General features: G+C 55.9%; 19 protein-coding genes. 8 read left to right on the top strand and 11 right to left on the bottom strand.

Features of this window, described 5'->3' with window-relative positions:
* Positions 1 to 2 precede the first annotated feature (2 nt).
* Positions 3 to 446: an RrF2 family transcriptional regulator gene (locus HPC62_RS22305; RefSeq protein WP_172358580.1), complete on the top strand. Its 444-nt coding sequence runs from the start codon at positions 3 to 5 to the stop codon at positions 444 to 446.
* 37 nt (positions 447 to 483) lie between these two features.
* On the opposite strand, the gene hetR is transcribed toward HPC62_RS22305, so the two are convergent.
* Entirely contained in the window at positions 484 to 1392 is a 909-nt protein-coding gene (gene hetR, locus HPC62_RS22300) for a heterocyst differentiation master regulator HetR (protein ID WP_172358579.1), read from the bottom strand.
* Positions 1393 to 1548: 156 nt separating this feature from the next.
* Between hetR and HPC62_RS22295 the strand changes: the two genes are divergently transcribed.
* Complete coding sequence (locus tag HPC62_RS22295; RefSeq protein ID WP_172358578.1) at positions 1549 to 1773, top strand: hypothetical protein; 225 nt, start codon at positions 1549 to 1551, stop codon at positions 1771 to 1773.
* Between the two features lie 646 nt (positions 1774 to 2419).
* On the opposite strand, the gene HPC62_RS22290 is transcribed toward HPC62_RS22295, so the two are convergent.
* Positions 2420 to 4288: an FAD-dependent oxidoreductase gene (locus HPC62_RS22290; protein WP_172359121.1), complete on the bottom strand. Its 1869-nt coding sequence runs from the start codon at positions 4286 to 4288 to the stop codon at positions 2420 to 2422.
* A gap of 4 nt (positions 4289 to 4292) precedes the next feature.
* Entirely contained in the window at positions 4293 to 5405 is a 1113-nt protein-coding gene (gene recA / locus HPC62_RS22285) for a recombinase RecA (protein ID WP_172358577.1), read from the bottom strand.
* Positions 5406 to 6056: 651 nt separating this feature from the next.
* Between recA and xseA the strand changes: the two genes are divergently transcribed.
* The 3 genes from xseA to xseB all read left to right on the top strand — a co-directional run bounded on the left by xseA (position 6057) and on the right by xseB (position 10303).
* On the top strand, positions 6057 to 7277 hold the full coding sequence (gene xseA / locus HPC62_RS22280; RefSeq protein WP_225910586.1) for an exodeoxyribonuclease VII large subunit: 1221 nt from the start codon (positions 6057 to 6059) through the stop codon (positions 7275 to 7277).
* Positions 7278 to 7396: 119 nt separating this feature from the next.
* On the top strand, positions 7397 to 9949 hold the full coding sequence (locus HPC62_RS22275; RefSeq protein ID WP_172358576.1) for a hypothetical protein: 2553 nt from the start codon (positions 7397 to 7399) through the stop codon (positions 9947 to 9949).
* Between the two features lie 84 nt (positions 9950 to 10033).
* Positions 10034 to 10303, top strand: a complete 270-nt coding sequence (gene xseB, locus HPC62_RS22270) for an exodeoxyribonuclease VII small subunit (protein ID WP_172358575.1) — start codon at positions 10034 to 10036, stop codon at positions 10301 to 10303.
* On the opposite strand, the gene HPC62_RS22265 is transcribed toward xseB, so the two are convergent.
* Complete coding sequence (locus tag HPC62_RS22265) at positions 10293 to 10748, bottom strand: DMT family transporter (protein WP_172358574.1); 456 nt, start codon at positions 10746 to 10748, stop codon at positions 10293 to 10295. The genes xseB and HPC62_RS22265 overlap by 11 nt on opposite strands.
* A 252-nt stretch (positions 10749 to 11000) precedes the next feature.
* Between HPC62_RS22265 and HPC62_RS22260 the strand changes: the two genes are divergently transcribed.
* Complete coding sequence (locus tag HPC62_RS22260; RefSeq protein WP_172358573.1) at positions 11001 to 11390, top strand: hypothetical protein; 390 nt, start codon at positions 11001 to 11003, stop codon at positions 11388 to 11390.
* 187 nt (positions 11391 to 11577) lie between these two features.
* On the opposite strand, the gene HPC62_RS22255 is transcribed toward HPC62_RS22260, so the two are convergent.
* The 3 genes from HPC62_RS22255 to HPC62_RS22245 all read right to left on the bottom strand — a co-directional run bounded on the left by HPC62_RS22255 (position 11578) and on the right by HPC62_RS22245 (position 14148).
* Positions 11578 to 11871, bottom strand: coding sequence for a hypothetical protein (locus HPC62_RS22255; RefSeq protein WP_172358572.1), 294 nt, complete (start codon positions 11869 to 11871; stop codon positions 11578 to 11580).
* A gap of 57 nt (positions 11872 to 11928) precedes the next feature.
* Positions 11929 to 12450 carry a pentapeptide repeat-containing protein gene (locus HPC62_RS22250; protein WP_172358571.1) on the bottom strand — a complete coding sequence of 174 codons (522 nt, stop codon included), beginning with the start codon at positions 12448 to 12450 and terminating at the stop codon, positions 11929 to 11931.
* A 246-nt stretch (positions 12451 to 12696) separates the two neighbouring features.
* Positions 12697 to 14148 carry an LCP family protein gene (locus tag HPC62_RS22245; RefSeq protein ID WP_172358570.1) on the bottom strand — a complete coding sequence of 484 codons (1452 nt, stop codon included), beginning with the start codon at positions 14146 to 14148 and terminating at the stop codon, positions 12697 to 12699.
* 696 nt (positions 14149 to 14844) lie between these two features.
* Here HPC62_RS22245 and HPC62_RS22240 point away from each other — a divergent pair.
* Positions 14845 to 15894 (top strand): mannose-1-phosphate guanylyltransferase, encoded by a 1050-nt coding sequence (locus tag HPC62_RS22240; protein ID WP_172358569.1) that lies wholly within the window; start codon positions 14845 to 14847, stop codon positions 15892 to 15894.
* A 27-nt stretch (positions 15895 to 15921) separates the two neighbouring features.
* Here the strand turns inward: HPC62_RS22240 and HPC62_RS22235 are convergent, their stop codons facing one another.
* A complete protein-coding gene (locus HPC62_RS22235; RefSeq protein ID WP_172359119.1) occupies positions 15922 to 17544 on the bottom strand; it encodes a photosystem II high light acclimation radical SAM protein in 1623 nt (540 codons plus the stop codon).
* Positions 17545 to 18180: 636 nt separating this feature from the next.
* Between HPC62_RS22235 and HPC62_RS22230 the strand changes: the two genes are divergently transcribed.
* Positions 18181 to 18525 (top strand): DUF1830 domain-containing protein, encoded by a 345-nt coding sequence (locus HPC62_RS22230; RefSeq protein WP_172358568.1) that lies wholly within the window; start codon positions 18181 to 18183, stop codon positions 18523 to 18525.
* A 134-nt stretch (positions 18526 to 18659) separates the two neighbouring features.
* On the opposite strand, the gene HPC62_RS22225 is transcribed toward HPC62_RS22230, so the two are convergent.
* The 3 genes from HPC62_RS22225 to HPC62_RS22215 form a co-directional block, all read right to left on the bottom strand.
* A complete protein-coding gene (locus tag HPC62_RS22225) occupies positions 18660 to 19976 on the bottom strand; it encodes a dihydrolipoamide acetyltransferase family protein (protein ID WP_172358567.1) in 1317 nt (438 codons plus the stop codon).
* Positions 19977 to 20297: 321 nt separating this feature from the next.
* A complete protein-coding gene (locus HPC62_RS22220; protein WP_068516377.1) occupies positions 20298 to 20747 on the bottom strand; it encodes a YlqD family protein in 450 nt (149 codons plus the stop codon).
* Between the two features lie 118 nt (positions 20748 to 20865).
* Complete coding sequence (locus HPC62_RS22215; RefSeq protein ID WP_172358566.1) at positions 20866 to 22788, bottom strand: AMP-dependent synthetase/ligase; 1923 nt, start codon at positions 22786 to 22788, stop codon at positions 20866 to 20868.
* Between the last annotated feature and the right edge of the window lie 295 nt (positions 22789 to 23083).

Raw genomic sequence — 23083 nt, 5'->3', positions numbered from 1 at the left:
GCATGAAGCTCACCACTCGCGGACACTACAGCGTCAAAGCCTTGCTGGATCTGGCCCTGCAACCTGGCGGCGGGCCGGCCTCGGTGCGGGCGATCGCCACTCGGCAACAGCTTCCCGCGCCCTATTTGGAAAAGCTGCTAATCGAGCTGCGTCAGGCGGGATTGGTGAAATCTGTGCGCGGTGTACAGGGCGGCTATCAACTGGCGCGGCCGCCCGCCCAAATTTCGCTGGGGCAAATTCTGGAAGCCGTCGGCGAACAGGTCGATCCGCTGCCGCGCCATAGCCCCGACGCAGACCAGGCAGAAGACTGGGTGACGCTGACGCTGTGGCATCGCCTGCACGACAAACTGCGCGATGCCCTGCACAGCATCTCCCTCGAAGACCTGTATTTCGATGCCAAGAGCCGCCAAGCGACACAGGGGGAAACGCCCCACTTTATCGTCTAAAAACTGCTGAAAAACCGCCAAAAACCGTTGGAAAACCTTACGATTCCTCTTCGTCCTTGGGGCCGACGGCCATTTGCACGACGAAGGGGACACCGCCCTCTCTGTGGTAGCGATCGCCCCATTCCCGTAGCACCTGATCCAGATCGGTTAGCGCGTCTTCAATGCGGTCTTCAGGAATGTCCAACTCTTCCAACACTCGCAATACGCGGGGCTGATACTCGGCCCAGTCGCGCATCAGGCGGAAGTAGCGGGCAGTGTCTTCCACCATGATGTAGGTGCGCTCTTCGCGGTCGGCCGGCGAATAGAAGGCGCGAGTGAGCGCGTAGAACGGCATTCCCCACGGCGAATCTACCCGCGTCACCGTACCGGAGTAGAGCAGGCGGCGCTTGATATGCTCAGACAGCGCTTCGCTCATAGGCAGGCGGCGGTCTTCGGGCAGGTCTTCCTGCGATCGCTCGTGCAGAAACTCGATGATGTCCATGAACTGGAACGAGTTGATCAACTGCGCGTCGGGCAGGTTGGGCGGCAGTTTCTCTTCGATCTGGCGCTTTTCTTCCATCGTCAGGCTGCTGCCCGCAATGCGCGATCGCCCTGGCTGCCAGGGAAACTGCTCCATCCACACGTAGGGCAACTGGATCAAGTAGCGCGGCTCCTGAGAACCCAGCATCTTCAGCAGCTTGCCTTCGGTGAGGGCCTGACGCACCTCTTCGACAATAACCTTCACCCGCTTGGGTTCGATGTGGTGCAAATGCCCCGTCATCCGCAGGTTTTGATCCTGCTCTAAGTAGGTCATATAAATCGCGCACTTGGCGGCGGTGGCCGCTGCGTCTAGAAATGCACCGTGGCGATGTCCGCCCGTCCGCATTGCGCTAAATGCCAGGTAGAGCATGATCTGATCCATCGCACTCGGACTCAGGCGCTTGATCAGATCCAAATCAGTAGTCATCTTGTTAGGAAGAGCCGTTGCAATAAGTGGGTATCAGAATGATTGCAGACTGTACGATTGGCAACGTACAATCCTTCCGAAAATACCCCTAGCTTAAACCATATCGCCAAATTCTGAACAGAGCTTTAGCGGGTCTAAGGCTGGAGGCTGCAAGGTTTGCAAGTCGTGCAGGCAATCTTGCAAACGGGTGGCGATCGCCGCTCCACAGGTTCCCCTGCGAACAGCCGATTCGTCAATCAGACAGGTGAAATCAGACAGATGGAATCAGACAGGTGGCAGATCTCCTTTCAAACGGTCTGGTCAAACGGTCGGGCGATCGCCCAATCCCGGCTGAGCCTGGGTCAAAATTTTGGGGCAAATCGGCGAACTTTCGCTTCGTAAACTTGGAAACCGTAGTTTCAGGGCTTATAGACGGTTGCTAATCGGAATGTTTTGTACAGGAGAATGATTTCTGCTGATTTGACAAACTACTGATTTGACAAACTGCGTTTGGGCGAACAAACCTGGTTTTGTTATACCAGGCGTTTCCTGAGCGATTCACCGGGCATTTGCCGGATATTTGCCGGATATTTGCCGAGTTTTGGCGGAATTTTTGCCACGAGCCGTCCGGAAATTGGCTGGGGCGCTGGTTAGAGGCTGGTGCGCTAGAGGTTGGCAGGGAGTGATGCGATATCGCTATATTCAGATATTTAGTTTTCGGGCAATTCAGTGTTCAGGATTTCGTTTTCGGGCGATTCGGTTGCTTAAACGGTTGCATGAGCAGGTGAGGCTTCTCAAGGTTCTAGCGGCAAGCAAGGCAGGGCTGATCAGGAGCAAGTCGTCGTGCAACGTCCGCTGCCTCGGTGGAACTGATCGCCAGCAGGGGGCGTAGTGCTCGTTGCCACTTGGCCATAAACCGACCGAGAGAAGGAAGTCGAGGTTAGATTTGCATCAGCCAGAGTGCTAACGAGCGCTGGCAGCGCAACAAACAGGATTAATAAGTTGGCAGTCAGCATGAGAGCATCCGTGTAAAGGTTTCTACTCTCTGTTACGGAGACTCCTCAAACTGATCAGGAAAACTCGTTAAAAGAGTTACGTTTTCTGCTAGAAACCAGCCGCCTGAGCAATTCACTTTCCCCGAAAGACTTGCCCACTGTGGTGTCTGGAGTTGCCGAAGCTGCGCGTCTATATCTGCATCTAGTGTCACTAATGTTAACGACACGGCAGCGGAGGGAGTGCCGCGTGGGGCTTGGGCCGGCCGCAGGCAGGCGATCGCCCCTTCCGTGAGCATCAGTGTGTAGGACTGCGGCGCGACAGGATGAATTAGCCCCCGCACGGCGGACGAGTCGGGCAAACTGGACTGGGGCGATCGCGGTTCTGCACCCACCACGGGCGATCGCCCTGGCACATTGCCATCGGCCGGATACTGGTCGGGATGATCCAGGTAATGGCGCTGCCAGTGCAGCCAGTCGGGATGATCTGGCGGCAGGTTAAACAGCGGCACCACGGCAGCCGGCGCCGTAGGATCGGTCAGCAGCGCCTCTTGCAACTCGCGCACGGGCAGGTTGTGGGGGGAGCAGCCTCGCTCGATGCACAGCGCGGCCGCCATGCCCGCTGCCTGTCCCAGCCCCAGAACGACGGGCTGTAGCCGGGTTGCGCCATTGGCAATGTGCGATACGGAGATATTCTTCTCGCACACCAAAAACCCTTCAACCGTTTCTGGCACCAGGCAATCGTAGGGCAGGGAAAACAGCGTCCCTGTCCAGCGACCGCCCCAGCGCAGCGACTTCGGATGCAGCGGAAACTCGTAGCCGGGATAGTGGTGATCGTTGGGATAGTTGCCGAGGGCGATCGCCGCTGGTTCGCCCTGCGCATTCACGGGCAGCGCGGCCACCTGTCCCCCTGGCAGCGGCAGAATCTCTGGCTCCGTGACGAGCGATCGCCCCCGGAGCCGCCGACTCTCGCGGTAGTAGGGATGCAGCGCAAAGGCACTGCTGCCCATGCTGCGCGGAGCTGCCGGAAAAGTCTTGCTTGCCAGCCCATAGCGTCGCCCCAGTTCGGTCTGGATAAAGCGGGCAAAGCCTTGGGCGTGGTTGCGGGCTGCCTGAGTAAACTCGCGCCGCGTCTCCGCAGACTGCACCAAGCGGTTCAAGTTGTGCCCATAGTCATTGCCGTGATGGGGCCAGTTGATCATGAAGCGATCGCCCGGCAGTCGCCCATAGTTGAGAAATTTCTCCGGCCCATAGCCATCCCACGCGCCCTCAAAACAGGTCGGGTCATAGTCTGGTGGGGGCGGAATTTCGGGAGCCTCCGCTTCGCCAAAATCTTGCAGCACTACGACCCAGGTGGGTGCTTGCACAGGATATTGCTCCGTCATCGGGGTCGGCTGAACCGGAGCGCTCGGCTCGTTCCACGCTGGCTGAAACTCCCAGCCCCAGCGGTGAGGCACGTCGCCCAGCGCCAGCAAGTCGCCGAGTTCCGTGCCGTCGAGGGTAATCTGCGCGTGGATAGTGAACGCCTGAAAGCGCACGCCCGCAATGCGATCGCCCTCGCGAAGCACTGCCAGCGGCGTTTGCCCTGTGATCCAGCGCAGATTGGGGAGCGCCTGCACCCACTCGGCAAAAATGGCCGCCCCAACGCCTGGATCATAGGTAAAGAAGCTGACCCAGGCGTGATCCAGTCCACCGGGCTGACGCGCCGAGAGCGATCTCAAAAATGCGCCCCAGAGTCCAGTCTGGAGCGATCGCAGTTCATTGCCATCGGGAGCGCTAACGCCCGCACTCGTGAGCATTCCCCCCAGCCAAGAGAACTCACTCACCAGCACCACTGACGCACCGCGCCGCGCCGCCTGGATCGCTGCTGCTGTGCCGCCTGTGCCACCGCCAACGACTAAAACATCTGTGGTCAGACTATCCAGACTGCTATTCCTCGTCTTCTAGCTCGTCATAGTCTTCATCGTCCGCATCCGGCGGCGCAACCGAGTTCGCAGACACGACCGCACCCATCTCCAGCTTTTGCCGCACGAGCTGATCCACCTCTTTGGCAAAGTCGGGATTTTCCTCCATGTATTTGATGGCGTTGTCGCGGCCCTGGCTAATATTCTCGCCGTTGTAGCTGTACCACGCCCCTTTGCGAGTCACCACGCCAGTCTCCTCCGCCAGATCCATCAAACAGCCGTAGGTGGAAATGCCCTGCCCAAAAATCACGTCAAACTCCGCTACGCGAAACGGCGGCGCGACCTTGTTTTTGGCGACCTTGACCTTGGCGCGGATGCCGTATTCTTCGGTTCCTTTTTTCAGCGTTTGAATCCGGCGAATGTCCAGTCGCACTGAGGCGTAGAACTTCAGCGCGTTGCCGCCCGTGGTGGTTTCGGGGTTGCCGTAGGAGATGCCGATTTTTTGCCGGAGCTGGTTCAAGAAAATGACGCTACAGCCTGTTTTGCCAATGTTCCCCGTAATTTTGCGAAGCGCCTGACTCATCAGCCGCGCCTGCAAGCCGACATGAGTATCGCCCATTTCGCCCTCGATTTCCGCGCGGGGCACCAGCGCCGCCACCGAGTCCACCACGACCAAATCGATGGCGGTGGAGCGCACTAGTTGATCCACAATTTCGAGCGCCGCCTCACCTGTGTCGGGCTGGGATACCAGCAGATTGTCGATATCTACGCCCAGGTTTGCTGAATAGGTCGGATCAAGCGCGTGTTCGGCATCTACAAAGGCAGCCGTGCCGCCAGATTTCTGCACTTCGGCGATCGCATGGAGCGCCAGCGTGGTTTTCCCAGAACTCTCTGGCCCGTAAATTTCAATCACCCGTCCCTTGGGCAGCCCGCCGCCCAGCGCCAGATCGAGCGTCAACGCGCCCGTGGGAATGGTTTCCACCTTCATGCGGCTGGCATCCCCCAGTCGCATAATCGTGCCTTTGCCAAAGTTGCGGTCGATTTGGGACATCACCATGTCCAGCGCTTTCCGCTTTTCGGCGCTTTCTTTGGATTCTTTGGGTTCCGATACTTTGCTATTGTCAGTCGCCTTAGCCATTAGGGCCTCTTCTAGATGCAGGAGGGGTACAGATGCGGGAGGAGTGAGCAAGAGGAGTGAATTGTTTGTGAAAGCAAATTTATGAAAGCAAACAGCCTAGAAGGCCAAGTAGTCTGTAAAGGGGGCACCTTGTTCCAAAGCCAGAGATGAATGAATCAATCTCAGCGATGAATCTAATGAACTTTTAGTTTAAATCTCTCGTTGGATTCGGAAACGCCACTTTTGAGTCTAAATCTGATCCTGTCTCAATTTGATTTCTTGATTGATTGTGATTCGATGTTTCGATTTATTGTGGTTCAATTTGCGATCGCCCTCTGAGGACGCTTTAGAAGCGTAATGCGCTGGGCGCATCCTAGTTCTGCAAGTTTGCCCTCATTCCCCCGCCCCTTCTCCCAAAGCGGGAGAAGGGGAGCCGGATTGGAAGTCCCTCTCCCAAAGCGGGAGAAGGATTCAGGGTGAGGGCTACAAAAGTGGGATGCATCCAATGCGCTAATCTTGAAGATTCAGATACGTCTGTACTATTCTAGTACAAGAACTTTGTCCCTGCTAGTCGGCCAAGTCGCTGATCGTCGCTGATCGTGAAGTTTATTGCTGAGTCAGCGTTTAGACCCAAGTGTGCCCAGTTTTGAACCTTAGCCCCCAAGCCTCATTGTGTCTTCTTCTCTGCGCTATCCCAATACAGCCCTGTCGGTAGGGGGGCTGACCCACTACATCCAGTCCTTACTGGAAGACGATGAGCAGCTTCAGCAGGTGTGGGTGACGGGCGAAGTATCGAGCGTGAATCCTCACCGCAGCGGCTTATTTTTGACGCTGCAAGACCCGGATGAGCAGGCGGCCATCAACGCGGTGGTGTGGAATAGTCAGCTTGATCGGCTGGCGGTGATGCCCGTTCGGGGAGAACAGGTGATTGTGCTGGGGCAAATCAAGGTGTATCCAGCGCGGGGCAGCTATCAACTGACGATCTGGCAGGTGCTGCCTGCGGGTGAAGGGCTGCGATCGCTCCGTCATCGGCAACTGCGGAATCGGCTGGAGGCGGAGGGACTGTTTGACCCAGACCGCAAGCGCCCGCTTCCGCCCCATCCCCGCGTGGTGGCCGTGGTTACTTCGCCGCAAGCCGCTGCTTGGGGCGATATCCAGCGCACCCTATCTCATCGCTATTCGGGGCTGCGGGTGTTGCTGTCGCCTGCGATGGTGCAGGGAGAACTGGCTCCCTCGTCGATTGCTCAGGCGATTCGTCGGGTTGAGCAGGACGGGCGGGCAGACGTGCTGATCCTGTCGCGGGGCGGCGGCGCAGCGGAAGATTTGGACTGTTTCAATGACGAGCGCGTGGTGCGGGCTGTGGCGGAATGTTCTATTCCGGTAATCACGGGCATTGGGCATCAGCGGGATGAGTCGCTGGCTGACTTGGCGGCCGACCTGTGCGCCCACACGCCAACGGCGGCAGCTGAGGCGGTGGTTCCCATTTTGGATGATCTGGTGGAAGAGCATCAGCAGCGGTGTTTGGCGCTCTACCGCGTTGCCGCCGAGCGGGTTGAGCAGGAGCAGCGGCATGTTGCACGACTGCGCGATCGCCTTTCCCGACTGCGGCTCGATCGCCAGGTGCATCAGCGCATCCAGGTCGTTGCGTCCCTGCGCCAGCGGCTCATCCGCAGCACTCAGCAGCGGCTCCAGCAGACCCAGCAGCATACGCTTTACCTGCGCCAAACCCTGCAAACCCTCGACCCGGCCCTTGTTCTCCGGCGGGGCTATGCGGTGGTGCGCCAGGAAGATGGGGCGATCGCCCGCTCTGCTGGAACTCTCCGCCCCGGCGACAGGTTGACCATTACCTTGGCTCAGGGCGAACTGGTTGCCGAAGTGAAAAGCATCCCATAAACCACAATATGTACCTATGCAAAGAATAATAAATGCCTGCCTCTTGCCCCAAAATTTGGAGCGACAATAGGAGTATCAATATTAATACTCAACTAGCAAGGGCTAGGAGAGGTCGATACATGAATACTCAGGAAGCGGAGGAATCCTCATTATCTCCATCAGAAGGATTATCTCCATCAGAAGGGTTTACTCGAGTTGCGCTCTTGACCAGCTACCCCCTCTACTGGCGCACGAATGACAGGGATGCAACCGACCACGCACGAGCAGTTCACAAACTGATTCAAGTGTTCTTAGACATACCAGCGGCAAGCTTGGGCGTATCTGGGGAGGGCAAATCTTGGAATTGGCTGGATCCTCAGGCGGCTCAGCAGTGGAACGATGAAATGCAAAGAGAGTTTGAAGATCACGCTGTTCAACTTCAAACTGCGTCGTCCGAGTCTCGGTTTCTAGGCGCTTTTAACAAACGCCAGTGCATGTTTTTTGCGCCGCTTTATCCCCAAAACTTTTTGGCAGCCCTAAAAAAACACTTAGATGAAACACTTCGCGGGGAACAACTTTGTCTCGACATTGAGCAAATCCTAAGTTCTATCGATTGGTCTTCTTGCTCTATCTTCTGGTCACTTTCATTCTTCTGGTCACTTTCATTAGTTGAATTCGCTGACAGCCAAAGTTGCATAATCTACAAACCGATATTGGCTTTGTGGAGCAGCTACCCGACAGGTGGCTATTGGGCCCCGCCACCGTCCAATGATCTGCAATCTCAACCCGCTGCCGTTCCCAATTTGTCTGTGGATGAGGCAAGCTTCTTGCTGCAAGACGTGATGTGGGACAAGTTGGAAAGAGTCTTTGCCAAGATCAGATCTTTCTGCGGCTTGGGCATAGCACAGCCAGAATTTGCAAAAGACCGAAAAGCAATATCCCCTGTTTTTTACTTTGCTCAATATGTGAATCCACCCTCCTGCCCAGAAGAGTTAGCAGCTAAGAAATCGGATAGCTTGTATCCCCTAGTCAAAACCTGTCTTGGGTCGGACGATCCCTTTGCAAAAGAAGTAAGCGGGGGTGTATTAGAAGGAGACTTCTTGACACTGCGGCATGCCCAAATTGGCAGAGGTGTCTATTATCCCCGATACTTGATTTTTCCACTTCGTAAAGGGAAAATGTTCACTGAACAAGAATTAGAAAGAGATTTATATTTTATTGCTAATCAACTCAGCTACCTGGAGTTTTCAATCGCGCATGAATCACGCCTGATTTCTACTGATTATGAGCCTTTGTCATCTCGACAGCCTAGGTGGGGTGGAACTCTGGATGGGTTGAGTGAGTTGGTTAACAATGCCATCAGTTTTTTGCCAACTATCAGCGGCGGGCTTTTGAAAAAAGTTTACCTGGAGATGGAAAAACTCTCACTTACATTGCGACAAGTTCAATCTTCACTAGAGAAAGTAAGTAGTGATGTCGCTCAATTAAAGCGGCAATTCGGCGGCTATCAAGATGGAATAGAAGACTTTTGGGATCGAAAGTTGACTTATTCCTCTTGCCCTAATACTCAGCTAAGTGATTTGCGAGAAGCACTGCTAGATGCCTACCCTTATCACTACTGGAAACAGCCTCTGCGAACTTTGAAGGAATGGGATGAACAATTATTAGGGAGTGTTGGACGCTCCGTAGAAACCGTGAATTCGATGCTACAACAAGCCGACCGAATGACGCAGGAAAGCTTGGAGGTATGGACTCGTCGCCTTGGCATTATTGCAGCACTTGCAGCTCCCGTTTTAGCACTTCCCAATTTCATTGATCTAAAGCTCGATTCAGCGAGCCTTCCACAGACCTTATTTGGCAAGGTCTTTCACGAAGTGCAAGATTTGCAGACAGTAGTAGGCTACCTACTAAGTCTTGCTTTGGCAGCCCTCTTTGTTTCATCGGCAGCATTTCTCGTTTCCTTGCTTTGGGGCTTGGTTTCCAAGAAGAAATCAGAACAGTTTGTGACTGGTATTCGCTCCTTTAGAGATTTGGTAGAACGGTCAAATTTTCCTCTCGACGACCATAGAAAACTAGATCAACTGGATACAGAAGCCTGTCAAATTCTCTCTTCGCTGTGGACTGAGGCACACGGGTTGCAGGCCTTCGGTAATCAGCGTAGCTTTGCGGACTGGCTCCTAAACGCCGAAAATGCTCTTAAAAAGCGGTTGAGAATTGTGAAGCTTAGAAGCAGGCGGTCAGGACGCCCTTTGCATTGGCTTGCGGTTAAGGGTCTGAGTATTTGGCTCTGGTGTCTGATGAAGGTGGAGCATTGCCTTGAGCAATCCGAGTCGCGGGAGATTTATGACTGGCTCCGTCAAAGCCGACGCTTTCGATATCTCGTTTATCTTTTTGACCTCATGCCAACCTGCATTCCCCTACCCCGCGCCCTTTGCATCTATCGTTACAAAGCCCATGACTTGATTTCCAGAACAACAATTTCTGATTGGGATTTTGAGAGATCCCTCAGAATCGCGGGTTGCCCTTTAGATATGATTCCTTCTTTGGAAAAATGGCTTCAAGGGCTATATGATGCAGGCGAGCTTGGAGCATTAATCAGCATTGATCGCTTTGTGGCTTGCCTGGAGGAGCGAGGGGTGCGAGCTTATCCTGATCCAAAGGCCGTTGAGAAGTGGCAAGGTTCCCTGAGTTGACGCAAAAACGTCCGATCCCCAGAACTATTGCCTAAAACGGTTTGTCCAATTCCTTGACTGCTAAAGCCTAGCTTCTAAACTGGTATGCCCCCTAAGAAAACTCCCGATTGGCACTACGAAACGGCGATCGCCCAGGTTGAAGACATCATCGAACAGATTGAGACGGGCGATCTGGATCTGGCGGCGGTGTTCAGTCAGTTTGCGATCGCCGTTGAGCAATTGAACCAGTGTGATGCGTTTTTGGCACAGCAGCAGGCGCAGATGTCGCTGCTGATCGAAACGCTGACGGACGATCGAGCCGGAGACGAAGAAGATGAGGATTTTAAGAAACATCCAAAATCGACTACCGTCTAACGTAGGACACCAGCGACACGCCCAAAATCACCAGCGCCACACCCGCGATACGAGTTGGGTTGGCGGCATAGCGAGTGAGGCCGAGTGCCCCATAGTGATCCAGAAACAGCGCAGCAATCAGTTGACCTGCGATAGTCAGCGAAAGCGCCAGCGCTGCCCCAATTCGGGGTGTGGTGAAAATCGTAGACCAGACGTAGAGCGTGCCCAAGCAGCCGCCCACCCACATCCACCAAGACGTTTGCGCCAGCGAGGTCGCCGCAGGGAGGGGGTAGCGGGCCACCAGACAAATCGCCAGCGAAGCCAGCGTCCCCGCCAGGTAGGAAATGAACGTCACCTGCATTGGCTCCCCTACATATCGACGCAGCAGCGTGTTAATTGCGACTTGAACAGGCAAAATTGCGCCCCCAGCAAGGGCGGCCAATAGAAAAATCGTGCGTCCATTCATATTTGCAGCTCCCTGGTAATTTATCTCGATACCAAGATACTTGACATCAAGAATATAGTAATTATCTTAATATCAAGATTGTTGACATCGTCATAAAATAATGCAGGCAACTGGAGTCTGTGCTGGGCAGGGCAGCCGTGCCGCCTCTCTGGCAACAGCGGCACCGCAACAGATCGACATAATTCTGGTGCAATTCTGGTGCAGTGCGGGCGATATGCTAGGTTTCAGCCAATCCTGAAAAAGGAAAAAGCCATGAGCATTGACCCTTCACAAGTCCCGCCTCCTATTACTCCTATTAATGGAGCGTTGGGCCGTTTGCCGGAGCATTCCTCGGATCACCCCGACGTTCAGGTAGACACGTCCGTTTTGAATCCTGCTCTGTTTCCAAGCCTGCGATCGCCCGTCAACACCACCCTCTATTCCGGCAGCACCCCACCCGCGCCGCCCCCAGTCAATACCTCAATCCTGGGCAGTGATGTCATTTCCTCTGTGGCAACCCCCCGCGTTTCGGTGCTGCCTGGTCACACGCTCTCCAGCGTTCCCACGCCCACGCAATCGCTGCTGAAAGACGGTGTGCTGCCCTCCATCCCGCCGCCCAAAATGCCGAATCTGGTAGGGTCACAAACCCTGAAGAAAAAATAGGAGTTGGGTGTCCAAGCCCACTCCAAAATCCAAGCTCTACAGGACTTACGCAATTGCGATAAGCTCTCTGGATTTTGAGCGATTTTTCGCAGGCTTAGCCCGCGAAAAATCGCTCAACTGCGTAAGTCTTAACTCCAAAACCCAAAATTTCCAACCAGACTGGTGTCGAGCAATCCTCCTAGATCGCCTACTCCCACGTAGACACTGCCCGGAGCGGATCGGGAATCGGGGTGTTTGGCGGAAACTCTAGCAGGGTTTCGCGCAGACCCAAATAGCCCGACTCGGCAAAGGACAGCAAGAGGCGTTGCAGAGCGACCCACACCTCCGGGTCAAATTCCCAATCGCGGGCATAGGGGGCATGGGCGGCGATCGCCTTTAGCGCCCAAAAGTAAGTATTTCGCACCTGCGACCCCGTTTTCTTGTAAGGTGGCACATCGTCGCAGTGGAGGAAGAGGAGGTTGTTTTCTAGTCGGGCACGCATGATGGAAAGTAGTTCATTTGAACTATGCTAGCGCCCTAGCTAGAAATTTTGCAAGCCTCAGCGACAGCCGAGACTGTCTCGCGTAGCCACGCCCGTCACCGGGTTTATGCCCTCAGCGCGATCGCACAGCTTGGAAATTTCGTAGCGGTCGAGGATGGCGTTGGTAAAGTCTGCTCCCGTCACGGTCACGTCTTCAAAACTGGTGCGGGTCATGGTGGCATCTTCCAAAATGGCGTTGGTTAGGTCTGCGCCCACCAGAAAGACCCGATCCACCAGCGCGGCGGTCAGGTTGGCATCCCGCAGGTTAGCCCGCAGCATCACTGCTTTGGTAAGAATAGCGTTGCTCAGGTCAGAGCCTTCCAGGTTGATGTCGCGCATCTCTGCAGAGACAAACGCCTTGCCAGATAGATCTGTGTGCGAAAAGTCCTGCCCTTTCAGGTCGGCGTTGTTGTAGTTCACCGTATCCACAGCGGCGATCGCCGGAACTGCGCTCAGCATCACCCATAAGCAGGCCAACCCCACAGCTAGGAGCAACCCCAGCCCGCGTGCCACAACCGATTTCACAGGATGCTTGACCATCTCACCGAACCCAAACGCATCGCAGCAGCGTCGTTGTTTCACATTGTTTCACGGTTTCACAGTTTCACGGTTTCACGGTTTTACACCGTCCGTCATCGTCGCTTGCCAATGTGTTGGTCAACAGATCTGCCAACGTTATTTTCTCATGGTTCCTCTTCTCATGGTTCCTTCGGAACCGCATCCGCCCTTGCTGGAGGGTTGACTGGTGCGGGTTGGCTGAGCAACAGGGCAAAACGGGGTAAGCACTTAGTTCACAACATGCTCCTGACTGCTAGCGGCTCGCTCCACCCAGTCGGTGCCGATCCGGATCGTCAGGTCAGATTCCAGATCGCCAATAGAGGCCGACACCACCTCGCCCACGCCGAGCGATCGCTGCACGATTGCTGCCCCCTCTAGGTCGCCTCGCTGAGCAATCACCTGGGTTTCGCCTTCCCAGACCGACCAATCTGGAATGACGTAAACGTTGTAGAACCCCTGCTCGCGCAGATAGCGCACCAACCGGAGCGTTGCTCGCCCGTCGCCGCTGGCATTTTGCACGGCAATGCGGAGGGAACTGGGGTCGGCGCTGCGGGCTAGCTGTACATCCATCCCTGGCACCTGGAAATAGTCCCGCATGATGCGATCGCGCTCACGACGGTTTAAGATCCAGTAGCTAGCGATCGACTCGTCGGGCCGGCTAAACCGACCGGGCAGCATCACCATCCGCAGGTCACTCCGCTCCATCGTCAGCGCAAAGTTGCCCAGCGCCAGCATTTCCTCTAGTGTCAGGTTGGTATCGACATACTCCTGCATCAGCGCGATAATTTGCGGCAGTTTGGTTACGGTTGCCGGGCTGGCCAATCGATCCTTGAGCGCTCTCAAAAGCTGCTGCTGGCGCTGCACCCGCCCAATATCCCCCTGCCCATCGTTGCGGTAGCGGGCAAATTGCTCTGCTTGGTCGCCGTTTAGCCATTGATGGCCTTCTTCTAGGTCAATTTTTAGCTTTTGGGTTACATCTTCGTATTCCATTCGGAAGGGAACGTAGACCTCAATGCCGCCCAGCAAATCGACCAGTGCCCGAAATGAATCGGTGCTGACGCGCACGTAGCGATCGATCGGCACACCGTCCAGGTTGTAGCTGACGGTCTGGGCGGCAAGGGCTGCGCCCCCTTCCTGGTTTGCGTGATTAATTTTGGCAACACCATAGCCTGGAATTTCCACCCGTGTATCGCGAGGGATGGACAGGATGCTGGCGGTAGTGGTGGCTGGATCGACGCGCACCAGCAGCATGACATCGCTGCGTCCGCCCAGCACGATGTCTTCGGCATCTTCGGGAGCATCTACAAAGTGATCGACCCCCATGACCAGAATGTTGACCGGGCGCGTCACTCGATAGCCAAAACTGTTGGCCATTACCGTGCCTACGCGCTGCCGCAGGTCGCTCTGCGAGTCGCGATCACCCCTTTCTGGCATCAAAATCGTCAGCGCTGCCCCCAGCGTTGCGGAAACCGTCGCCGTAGAAACAAAGGCCAGAACCCACAGAAACTTGTTCAAAACGCTGCGTCCCTTTGGCGGGGCGGTTGGAGCGATCGCCCGCTTTGAGAAACTAGGGGAAACCCCAGCCGCAGAGGCTCGCGGAGAAGACGAGTTTACGGGGACTTGACCAGGCTGTTCGGGTTTAGAAAGCTCAATTTCAGACTCAGGATTGGACTGTCTCACTCGGACTCACACCTCGTAACTGCGTTGTCGGACTCACACCTCGTAACTGCGTTGGCTGCAACTCGTATCCAAACTCTTTGCTGCTTCCGAAATGCCCCCTGTGAAATTCTTAGCAGCAGTTCTAGCCCTCCACCAGTTTATCCAAATGTGTCGTTTTGTATATGATCCCCTTGGATCACTCGACAAGACGACCCGCTCTCCCGCTGGACATAACTCTACCAAACCCCAAGCGATCGCATCGTAGGCTGCGTGACGGTTTTGCAAAGCGACCTTAGAGCTAATTTATGAAGCAAATCTTAAGAAGCCTGAAACTCTTGGCATGTGTGGCTTTGAGGTCATGTTTGCCCAGGAAAAGCGGTTTCTCGGAAATCCTTGATTAACAAGGCTTTCAGGCTCCTTTACAAATTAGCTCTTAACCTAAAGCCGCTGCAACCTTAACCTAAAGCTGCTCTCAGCAGTCTCCTGACTTTCTAGATTCATGACTTCCGCACTTGCGATCATCTCTTTGAACTTTGGACAGAATTTTGAACGATTTCTCGCGAGCGCAGCCCGCGAGAAATTGTCCAGCTACGTAAGTCCTGTAGATAAAAATCCGGTAAAGTCGGCCGTTTTGGGAACCCTAGGCAGGAGAAAAGTTTTGTACGATAGGGCGGGATTGGGTAAACGCAGCGGCATAAACGTGGAGGGGCAAGCAGCATGATTCCAGTGATTCTGGCAGGCGGCAAGGGCGAACGGTTTTGGCCCCTCAGCCGCAAGGCGCGTCCCAAGCAGTTTCTCAGTCTCGACGGCAGCGGCAGAAGTTTGCTCCAGGCGACGGGCGATCGCCTCCTCGACCTTGCGGGCGGATGGGACGGGCTGTGGGTGATCACAGCAGCGCACCTGGCCGATGGCGTGCGAGAGCAGATGCCCGATCTGCCAGACGCGAACCTCTTGGTGGAAAGCGAGGGACGAGACACGGCTCCAGCGGTGGCCTGGGCGACGCTAGAAATTGCCCGCCGCTATGGAGAGGAAGCAATCGTCGGCTTTTTCCCGGCAGATCACTGGATTGGCGACCTGCCCACCTTTCACAAGACGCTGCGGGCTGCGGCAGATCTGGCGCGAGAACAGGGGGCGATCGCCACGCTGGGCATTGCGCCGAGCTTCCCCTCCACGGGCTATGGCTACATCGAGCAGGGCGACCCCGCAGGCACGTATCTCGACTGCGCCGCTTACCGGGTCAGCCGCTTTACCGAAAAGCCCGACCGCGCCACGGCGGAGGCATTCCTCGCCAGCGGCCGCTTTAGTTGGAACAGCGGTATGTTCATCTTTCAGGCGGGGGTCATGCTGGCGGAACTGGAAACCCACGCGCCTTACGTGATGCAGCCACTGATGAAAGACGGCCCAGCGGCCTATCCCAAGCTGCCCAAGCAGAGCATTGACTATGCCGTGATGGAAAAGACCGACCGCGCCTACGTGCTGCCTGTCGCCTTTAGCTGGGATGACCTGGGCGACTGGAACGCGATTGAGCGGCTGCTAAAGGGCGACAATCCCAACGTAGAACTGGCGCGTCATGTCGGGCTGGACACCCAGGGCGCACTGTTTTATGCCACCGACGACGAAGATCTGATTGTCACCATCGGACTAGAAGATACGGTGATCGTGCGCGACCACAAAGTGACGCTGGTGGTGAAAAAAGACCGCACCCAGGAAATCAAGCAAGTCCTCAAGGCGCTGCAAGACGATCCGCAGTACCACCATTTGCTGTAGACCCGTAGATCCGACCGCGTGGGGGCTTTACCGCTTGACCACAGGGGCGATTTGCGAAGCGGTTCCTACGGGAATCGCCGCTGTCAGGGCTTCTTCTAGCTCGGCGCGGCCAAGCCGCTGTTCCAAAATCCGCATCACCTCGCGCCCAAAGTCGTTGGGGTTTTGCCGCCACGCTTGCAGGCACACCTCACCAAAGAAGGAGCCGAGCGGTTCCGGGTTCCACAGCAGCTTTTTCGCCACCCAGGGCAGGTGGATCGCCAGCGGGTCATAGCCCTTTTTCAAAATGCCGTGGTCAAAGGCGTATTGCTCTAGGTGTGTGTGGGGCTGGAGGCCGATGAAGAAAATGGCGGGTTCTACCTTGTCTGCGCCAAAGATGTCTTCTAGAGCGCGATGGTAGGCGATGGTTTGGCGAATCGTGTCAAAGGTTTCGTCGATCACGTTAAAGGAATAGTTGACCGATACCAAGCTGTTAAACCCGGCTGCCTTCAAATCGCGGCAGTTTTGCAGCACCGTCCGCAGGTTATAGCCCATCCGCATTTTGCGGACGAGTTCCTGAGAGCCGCTGGTGATGCCGATTTCAAAGTAGTTCATGCCCGTCTGCACCATTAGCTCGCAGAGGCGTGGGGTCAGGTTGTCGGCGCGAATGTAGGCGGCCCAGTGGATATCGGTCATGCCCGCATCGACGATTTTTTGCAGCAGTTCCTCCGCGTCGTCGATGAATTTGCGAGCAGGAATAAACTGCGCGTCGGTAAACCAGAAGTTGCGAACGCCGCGCCGATAGAGCTGCTGCATTTCTGCCACCACTTCATCCGCCGGGTTAATCCGCACCTGCTTGCCTTCGACGACGGTGTAGATGCAATAGCAACAGTTGTGGGGGCAGCCGCGCTTGGTCTGCACGCCCACGTAAAAATCCTGGTCTTGCAGGTAGTAGCTAAATTCGGGCCAAATCTCGGCGATGTAGTCGTAGTCGCACGCGCCTTTTTCCAGGGGAGCAGGCTGTTCGTGAATCAGGCGATCGCGCGGTTTCGTTTCGCCTACCACGTAGCACCGCTCATCCGAAAAATCCTGCCCCCGCAGCAGCTTTTCTAGCAGCGCCTCACCCTCCCCCACGGAGATAATGCTGCCTTTGGGAAGCATATTGCCCAACTGTTCATAAAACACGCTGACGGCCCCGCCGCCCACCACCAGTCGAACCTCTGGGCAGTAGCGCCGTGCCCGCTTTAGCCCGCGCTTGATCAGACCTTCGTTGCGCCAGAGTTCTGTGAGATAGGACGTGGCCATGCGGAGTCCACCGAGCGCTCCCCGCAGCTTGACCAGCGGGTTGCGAGCATAGTAGAACTCGAAAGCATTTTGCAACGGGTTGCCGCCGCGCCCGCCAACCGGGGCGTAGATTTGAATGTCGCGCCAGGAAAACACCAGCAGCGTTGGGCGAAACTCGTCGATGCAGCGGTCGAGCGCGGGGCCAAAATCCAGCGGTGGCACGGCTCCTAGGTCAAAAATGCGCTGCTGCACGTCGGGAAAGACTTTGTGGACGTGGTCAGACAGGTAGACGACACCGATGGGGAAGATGGGATTGCACGGAAGGCGCACATAAAGTACCCGCTCAGACGAGAGGCGATCGCGGCGGGTGAGCGGTGTCGGTGGAGACATCAACTGCGCTGTCATGCTGATTGATTCCGGTAAATCTGGGGTCGGAAAGCGTCGATTTGTCGGTCTGTCGATCCGTCGATCTGTCGGTCTGGCGATCGCTCTATAAGAAACCACATTTTGGCGAGTACAGGTTGACGCGACCTATATCGATCTGTCGGTCTGGCGATCGCTCTATAAGAAACAGCCCTATAGAAACCGCTCTATACAAACCGATAGAAGGAGAAACCGATAAGAGGCGGGTATCGAATCTGAGACAACTGTTTATATGTCTTTACAATACCATCGACTTTCTTGGCGTGCATCGAAGTTTCGTATCCAGAGAGATTGAAAGCCCCAAAAACACGATAGCCTTCCTGAAGAGCGGTTCTGTTGGCCTGGTTTTATCGAAGGTTTGCGTGGGTTGACGCGACCTCACTCTATACCTGGATGTTCGACGAATATCCGATGGTAGAGCGCTAGCCTGCCAGAATGCTGAAACAGAGCCAGAGGCAGCGTTGGCAGCCGTTGACTTCATGCGGGGATCACACTCCCGTGAATTTTTGCGTACAGATCGTTGGTAGTTGAGTTTACAGCCTTTGGGATCGTGGGATGTTAGGGTTAAAACACCCACGCAATTACACGAGGCTCCTCACGGCTATGGCGCAAATTATCGATCCCGTCCCCACCGATAAGTTGGTTCACATTCTCTGCTGCTACGTGAACGCGACAAGCAAAATCCAGATTGCTCGCATCACCAACGTTCCTGGCTGGTATTTTGAGCGCGTGGTGTTTCCGGGGCAACGGCTCATTTTTGAGGCTGTGCCCGACGCAATGCTAGAAATCCACTGCGGCATGATGGCCAGTGCCATTCTGTCTGACACGATCCCGTGCGATCGCCTCCTGATTGAAGACGAGCTAGACGCGACGTTTGAATCTTCGGAAGCTGGGTTTAACAGCGTTCAAGTTCGCCAAGCCTTCGCAGCGGCCACGTCTGCAGAATAGCTCGGCTGCGTTCGAGCGCTCGGTTGCGGGTTTGATCTCCGAGATTGAGAAGCAAGTTAGGAGGGAGCGCAGACGCTCCCTTTTTTTGCGTCGGGTTTTGTATTCCTGAATGACTGAACCGTTACACCGAACTGTTACAGCGTCAGCGATTGCGCGTCGGTTTCGATCAGCTTGGCCAGGTCTTGGAGGAACGCTGCGGCGTGGGCACCGTAGATAATCCGGTGATCGGCAGTCAGGTTGACCTGCATTTGCGTCCGCACGCCGAATAGTCCGTCTGCGGTCGCCACCACCTGCGGGCGGGATGTGCCGATCGCCAGAATCGCGCCCTGGCCGGGCGGCAAGATAGCATCAAAGCGATCAACGCCGAACATTCCCAGGTTGGAGAGCGTAAACGTTCCTGTGCTGTATTCTGCAGGCTGGAGCTGCTTCGAGCGGGCGCGATCGACCAAGTCCTTCCAGGTGCGCGACAGGGTGTAGATATCCATTTGGTCAGCGGCTTGCAGAACGGGCGTAATCAGTCCGCCATCGTCCATCGCCACCGCCACCGCCACATTGATGCCGCTGTTGTACTGAATGCCTTGGTCGGTGTAGGCCGCGTAGAGTAGCGGATGCTTCTTCAGGGTCACGGCAATTGCCTTAGCCAGCAGTGCTGTCATCGTTACGCCCTTGGATTTGATCTGCTTGTAGAGTTTGTCCAGGTTGTCGGTGGTGATGGTATAGCCGACGTGGAAGGTGGGCACCTCTAGGCTGGCGACCATGTTCCGCACAACGGCATTTTGCAGCGTGGTCAGGGGCACGACCTGGCCGGGTGTGACGGGGGCCGCCGGAGCCGGGGTGGGTTTAGGAGTTGCCGCAGCCGGAGCCGGAGCAGACGCAGCCACCGGAGCAGCAACCGCAGCCGGAGCCGGAGTCACAGCCGGAGTTGCAGGCTCAGACACTCTGCCAACAGCGGCTTCCACATCTTCGGCGACGATGCGTCCGTGGGGACCACTGCCTTTGAGCGTGGCTAGGTCAACCTTGAGTTCTTTGGCCAGCTTGCGAGCGCGGGGCGACACGACGAGCCGCCCAGAACTGCCGTTGCTGCTGGCGATCGCCTCTTCCACGGTCGCAGCGACGGGTTCCGGTTCGGTAGTAGCAGGCGCAGGAGTCGGGGCAGCCGGAGCGGGAGCCGAGGCGCTGGCAGCCTTCTGCTTTGCGGTCTCGATCTCTGCCTCAGTTTCGGCAATCAGGGCGATCGCCTCGCCCACCGGAGCCGTGCTGCCTGCGTCCACAATAATCGTTGCCAAATAGCCTTCATAGAACGACTCCACGTCCATGTCTGCCTTATCGGACTCCACCACCACCACGGTTTCGCCCTTTTCGATTTTGTCGCCCGGTGCTTTTACCCAGGAAACGATTTTTCCCTCGGTCATCGTAGAACTGAGCGCAGGCATGAAAACTTCGTGGATCATGGAGCGGCTTCCCAAATCGTGAGTAAAGGTGAAATGCAGGCTGGGTCGTTCAGTAAACCGTTATGGATTGACTGCTATGAACAGTGACTATCAGTGACTATCGACCCTCAGATCTTTGCAGCCAAGCCCAACCCCAAAACAATGGAGACTCAGCAGATCGAATTGTAACGCGATACGAAGCAGATTTTTGGCGAGGGGGTTAGGGTTTGGAGATGAGGAGGCAGGAATCGATTTTTGGGTTTTGGGTTTTGGATTTTGGGTTTTGGATTTTGGGGAGCATCGGGTCGCTGCCCTCATGCTCCAACTCTCCACCCCGCCTGTCTAAAGCTCTCCCCGAATTTCCTCCACGATGCCGTCCCGCAGCAGCACCTCGATCTGCATTTTGCGGATTAGGTTATCGCCCATTTCGACGCGACAGAAACCTTCCACCAGCCCTTCGCTGACTTCTTGATCCATGTCCAAAAGCTGCACCTGCTGGAGTTGCAGCAACACCTGATTACGCCGCTCCAGGATTTCGCTTTTGCGCTGGTTGACCTGGAGTTGGAAGTTGTTCATTTGCTGGGCGATCGCTGGGTCGTCAGGGCGAATAATTTGCTTTCGCATTTCCGCCATCATGCGCTGCTCTTGGGTTTCAAGCTGCTGCTTTTGTTCATCAAGCTGGTCGATCTGGAGTTGGAGCTGCTGCTGTTTCTCTTCTTTCCAGCGGGGGGTGACCACAGCCTTGACGTTCACAGCGCGTTTGAGGAGCAAATAGGATTGGGAGGGGTCCATGAGGAAGTTGAAATCGTCCATTGAATAAAGGTTTGAAGTGTTTGTGCCACGATCTGGTGCAACACTCTGGCGATCGCCCTCACGCCGCCCCCGAACCATACAACATGCGGGAACGGCCTCAGGCAAACATCGATTCGATCATACTGCTATAGCGTTCCATCACAACGTTGCGGCGCACTTTTAGCGTCTGGGTCAGCAACCCATTGTCCACCGTAAACGGCTCGCTGAGGATGCGGAACGGCCCAACCCGCTCATCGGGGCGGAAGCCCGGTCGATTTTGCACTGCCTGGGTCAATTCCTGACGAATCAAGTCCTGCACGGGCTTCGACCCTAGGTTGATCGTGCCGTCAGCGTTTCGCACCCCATCGCCCTGCGTCGCCGCCCAAGACTCCAGCGTTTCTAGGTTAGGCACCACCAGCGCCCCAATCATCCGCTGATCCTGTCCCACCAGCATCACCTGGTCGATATACACGCTGCGAATGATGGCGTTTTCAATGGGCTGCGGCTCAATGTTTTCGCCATTCGTGAGAACGATCGTGTCCTTGGCGCGGCCGGTAATAATCAGGTCGCCCCACTGCGTCATCCAGCCCAGGTCGCCCGTGTCAAACCAGCCGTCCGGGTCGATTGCCTTGCGGGTGGCTTCGGGGTTCTTGTAATAGCCCTGCATCACCTGGGGACCGCGAATCAGGATCAAGCCTTGCTGTCCCTGGGGCAAATCCTGGCGAGTTTCCGGGTTGACGATGCGCGTCTCGGTGTAGGGTAGCGCCTGCCCATCGGCTCCGCGCATATTATGCCGGACGCGGCGGACATGGGTAATGGGCGAGGTTTCCGTCAGTCCGTAGCCGCCCAAGATTTGAATGCCTGCCATCTCAAAGAAGTCTTCCAGATGCTCGGCAATAGAACCGCCGCCACTGACGACGAACTTGATCTGTCCGCCGATGCCGTCGCGCACCTTTTGGAACACCAGCCGATCCGCCAGCAGGTAGACCGGGGAGGTGATTGCCACTTCGCCCATGGCCTTCAGCTTGTCCAAGGGCGAGGGGTTGAGGTTGTCTAGGTTCAGCCCTTGCAGGGTGCGGTTTGCTTTGACGTAGCGATCGCTCTGCTTGAGCAAGAAATTCACCAGCTTTTGCTTTTTCTCTGGCTGGTCGCGGAACTGTTTCTGAATCCCTTCGTAAATCGACTCCCACAGGCGCGGCACGCCCACCATAAACTGCGGGCGAAACTCCTTCAGGTCTTTCTTAACGAAGCGAATATTGGTGTAAACCTGCGTGCAGCCGTGGGCGAAGATAAAGTATTCAAACGTGCGCTCGTAGCAGTGCCAGATCGGGAGAATGCTGAGGACGCGATCGCCCGGTTGCGGTTCGACCACTGTCGCCGCGCCTTCGACCTGCGACAGCAAGTTGCCGTGGCTCAGCATCACGCCCTTGGGCACGCCAGAAGTTCCTGAGGTATACATCAGCGTGGCCAGTGTGTCACGGGTGCGGTGGGTGGGCGGCTGCACGGCGCGGTTTTTGCCCATCTCCAGCACTTGCGAAAAGTTAAGAATCTTTAGCCCCGGCGCGTCCAGCGTTTCGTCCGTTAGCAGGATCACCGTTTGCAGCGGCAGGTCATCCAGATTGGGCGAGACTTTCTTGAGCGTGGCCGCATCTTCGGTAATCAGCGCCACGGCTTCGCTGTTGTCGAGAATAAACCGCAGCTCGCCCCGGTCTGCCTGGGAGCCACGCACTGCGTCGATGGCCCCGGCGGTCATGATGCCCTGGTCGGCAATCAGCCAGCGGGGGCGATTATCGGAAAACAAGGCGACGCGATCGCCCTCTTGGATGCCCAGCGCCTGCAACCCTGCGGCAAATTGCAATATCTGCTGATATAGCTCGGCGTAGGTCAGCTTGATCTCCGGCGTGCTGTGGGGATCATGCACAGCAGTTAGATTAGCAATCTCCGGTCGCTGGGCGCAGCGGGCAAACAGTTCAGGAACCGCTTGCATCTGGCTAAAGGGCGATTTGCTCAGTGGGGCAGCAGTAGACACGGCAGCAGTCATAGGGGTTCCCTCAGCGCTAGACGGCTCAACAAACGCCCAAAAAACGCCCAATGGGTGTCTCTGGCGTTTTGTTTCTGGCTCTAGTTTATGCAGCATCGTGCCGCGCGACACCCCTCTCCCTGCCACTCGCGCCAAAATCGCTAACTGTCCGCCTCCCTGCCCCCAACCCCTGCCTTGCTTTCAGGTGAATCTTGTGCCGATCTTTAAGATTGGTAAGCTCACGCGCTAGAATTGGCGGTTGGGACTCTTTTACGAGAGTTTCTTTTACAAGAGTTACGAGTTACAGTTCAGGATT

Source organism: Thermoleptolyngbya sichuanensis A183, assembly GCF_013177315.1.
GTDB classification, from domain to species: Bacteria; Cyanobacteriota; Cyanobacteriia; order Elainellales; family Elainellaceae; genus Thermoleptolyngbya; species Thermoleptolyngbya sichuanensis.
Note: the sequence above shows the minus strand (reverse complement) of the source record. Positions and strands in the feature narration are given on the sequence as shown.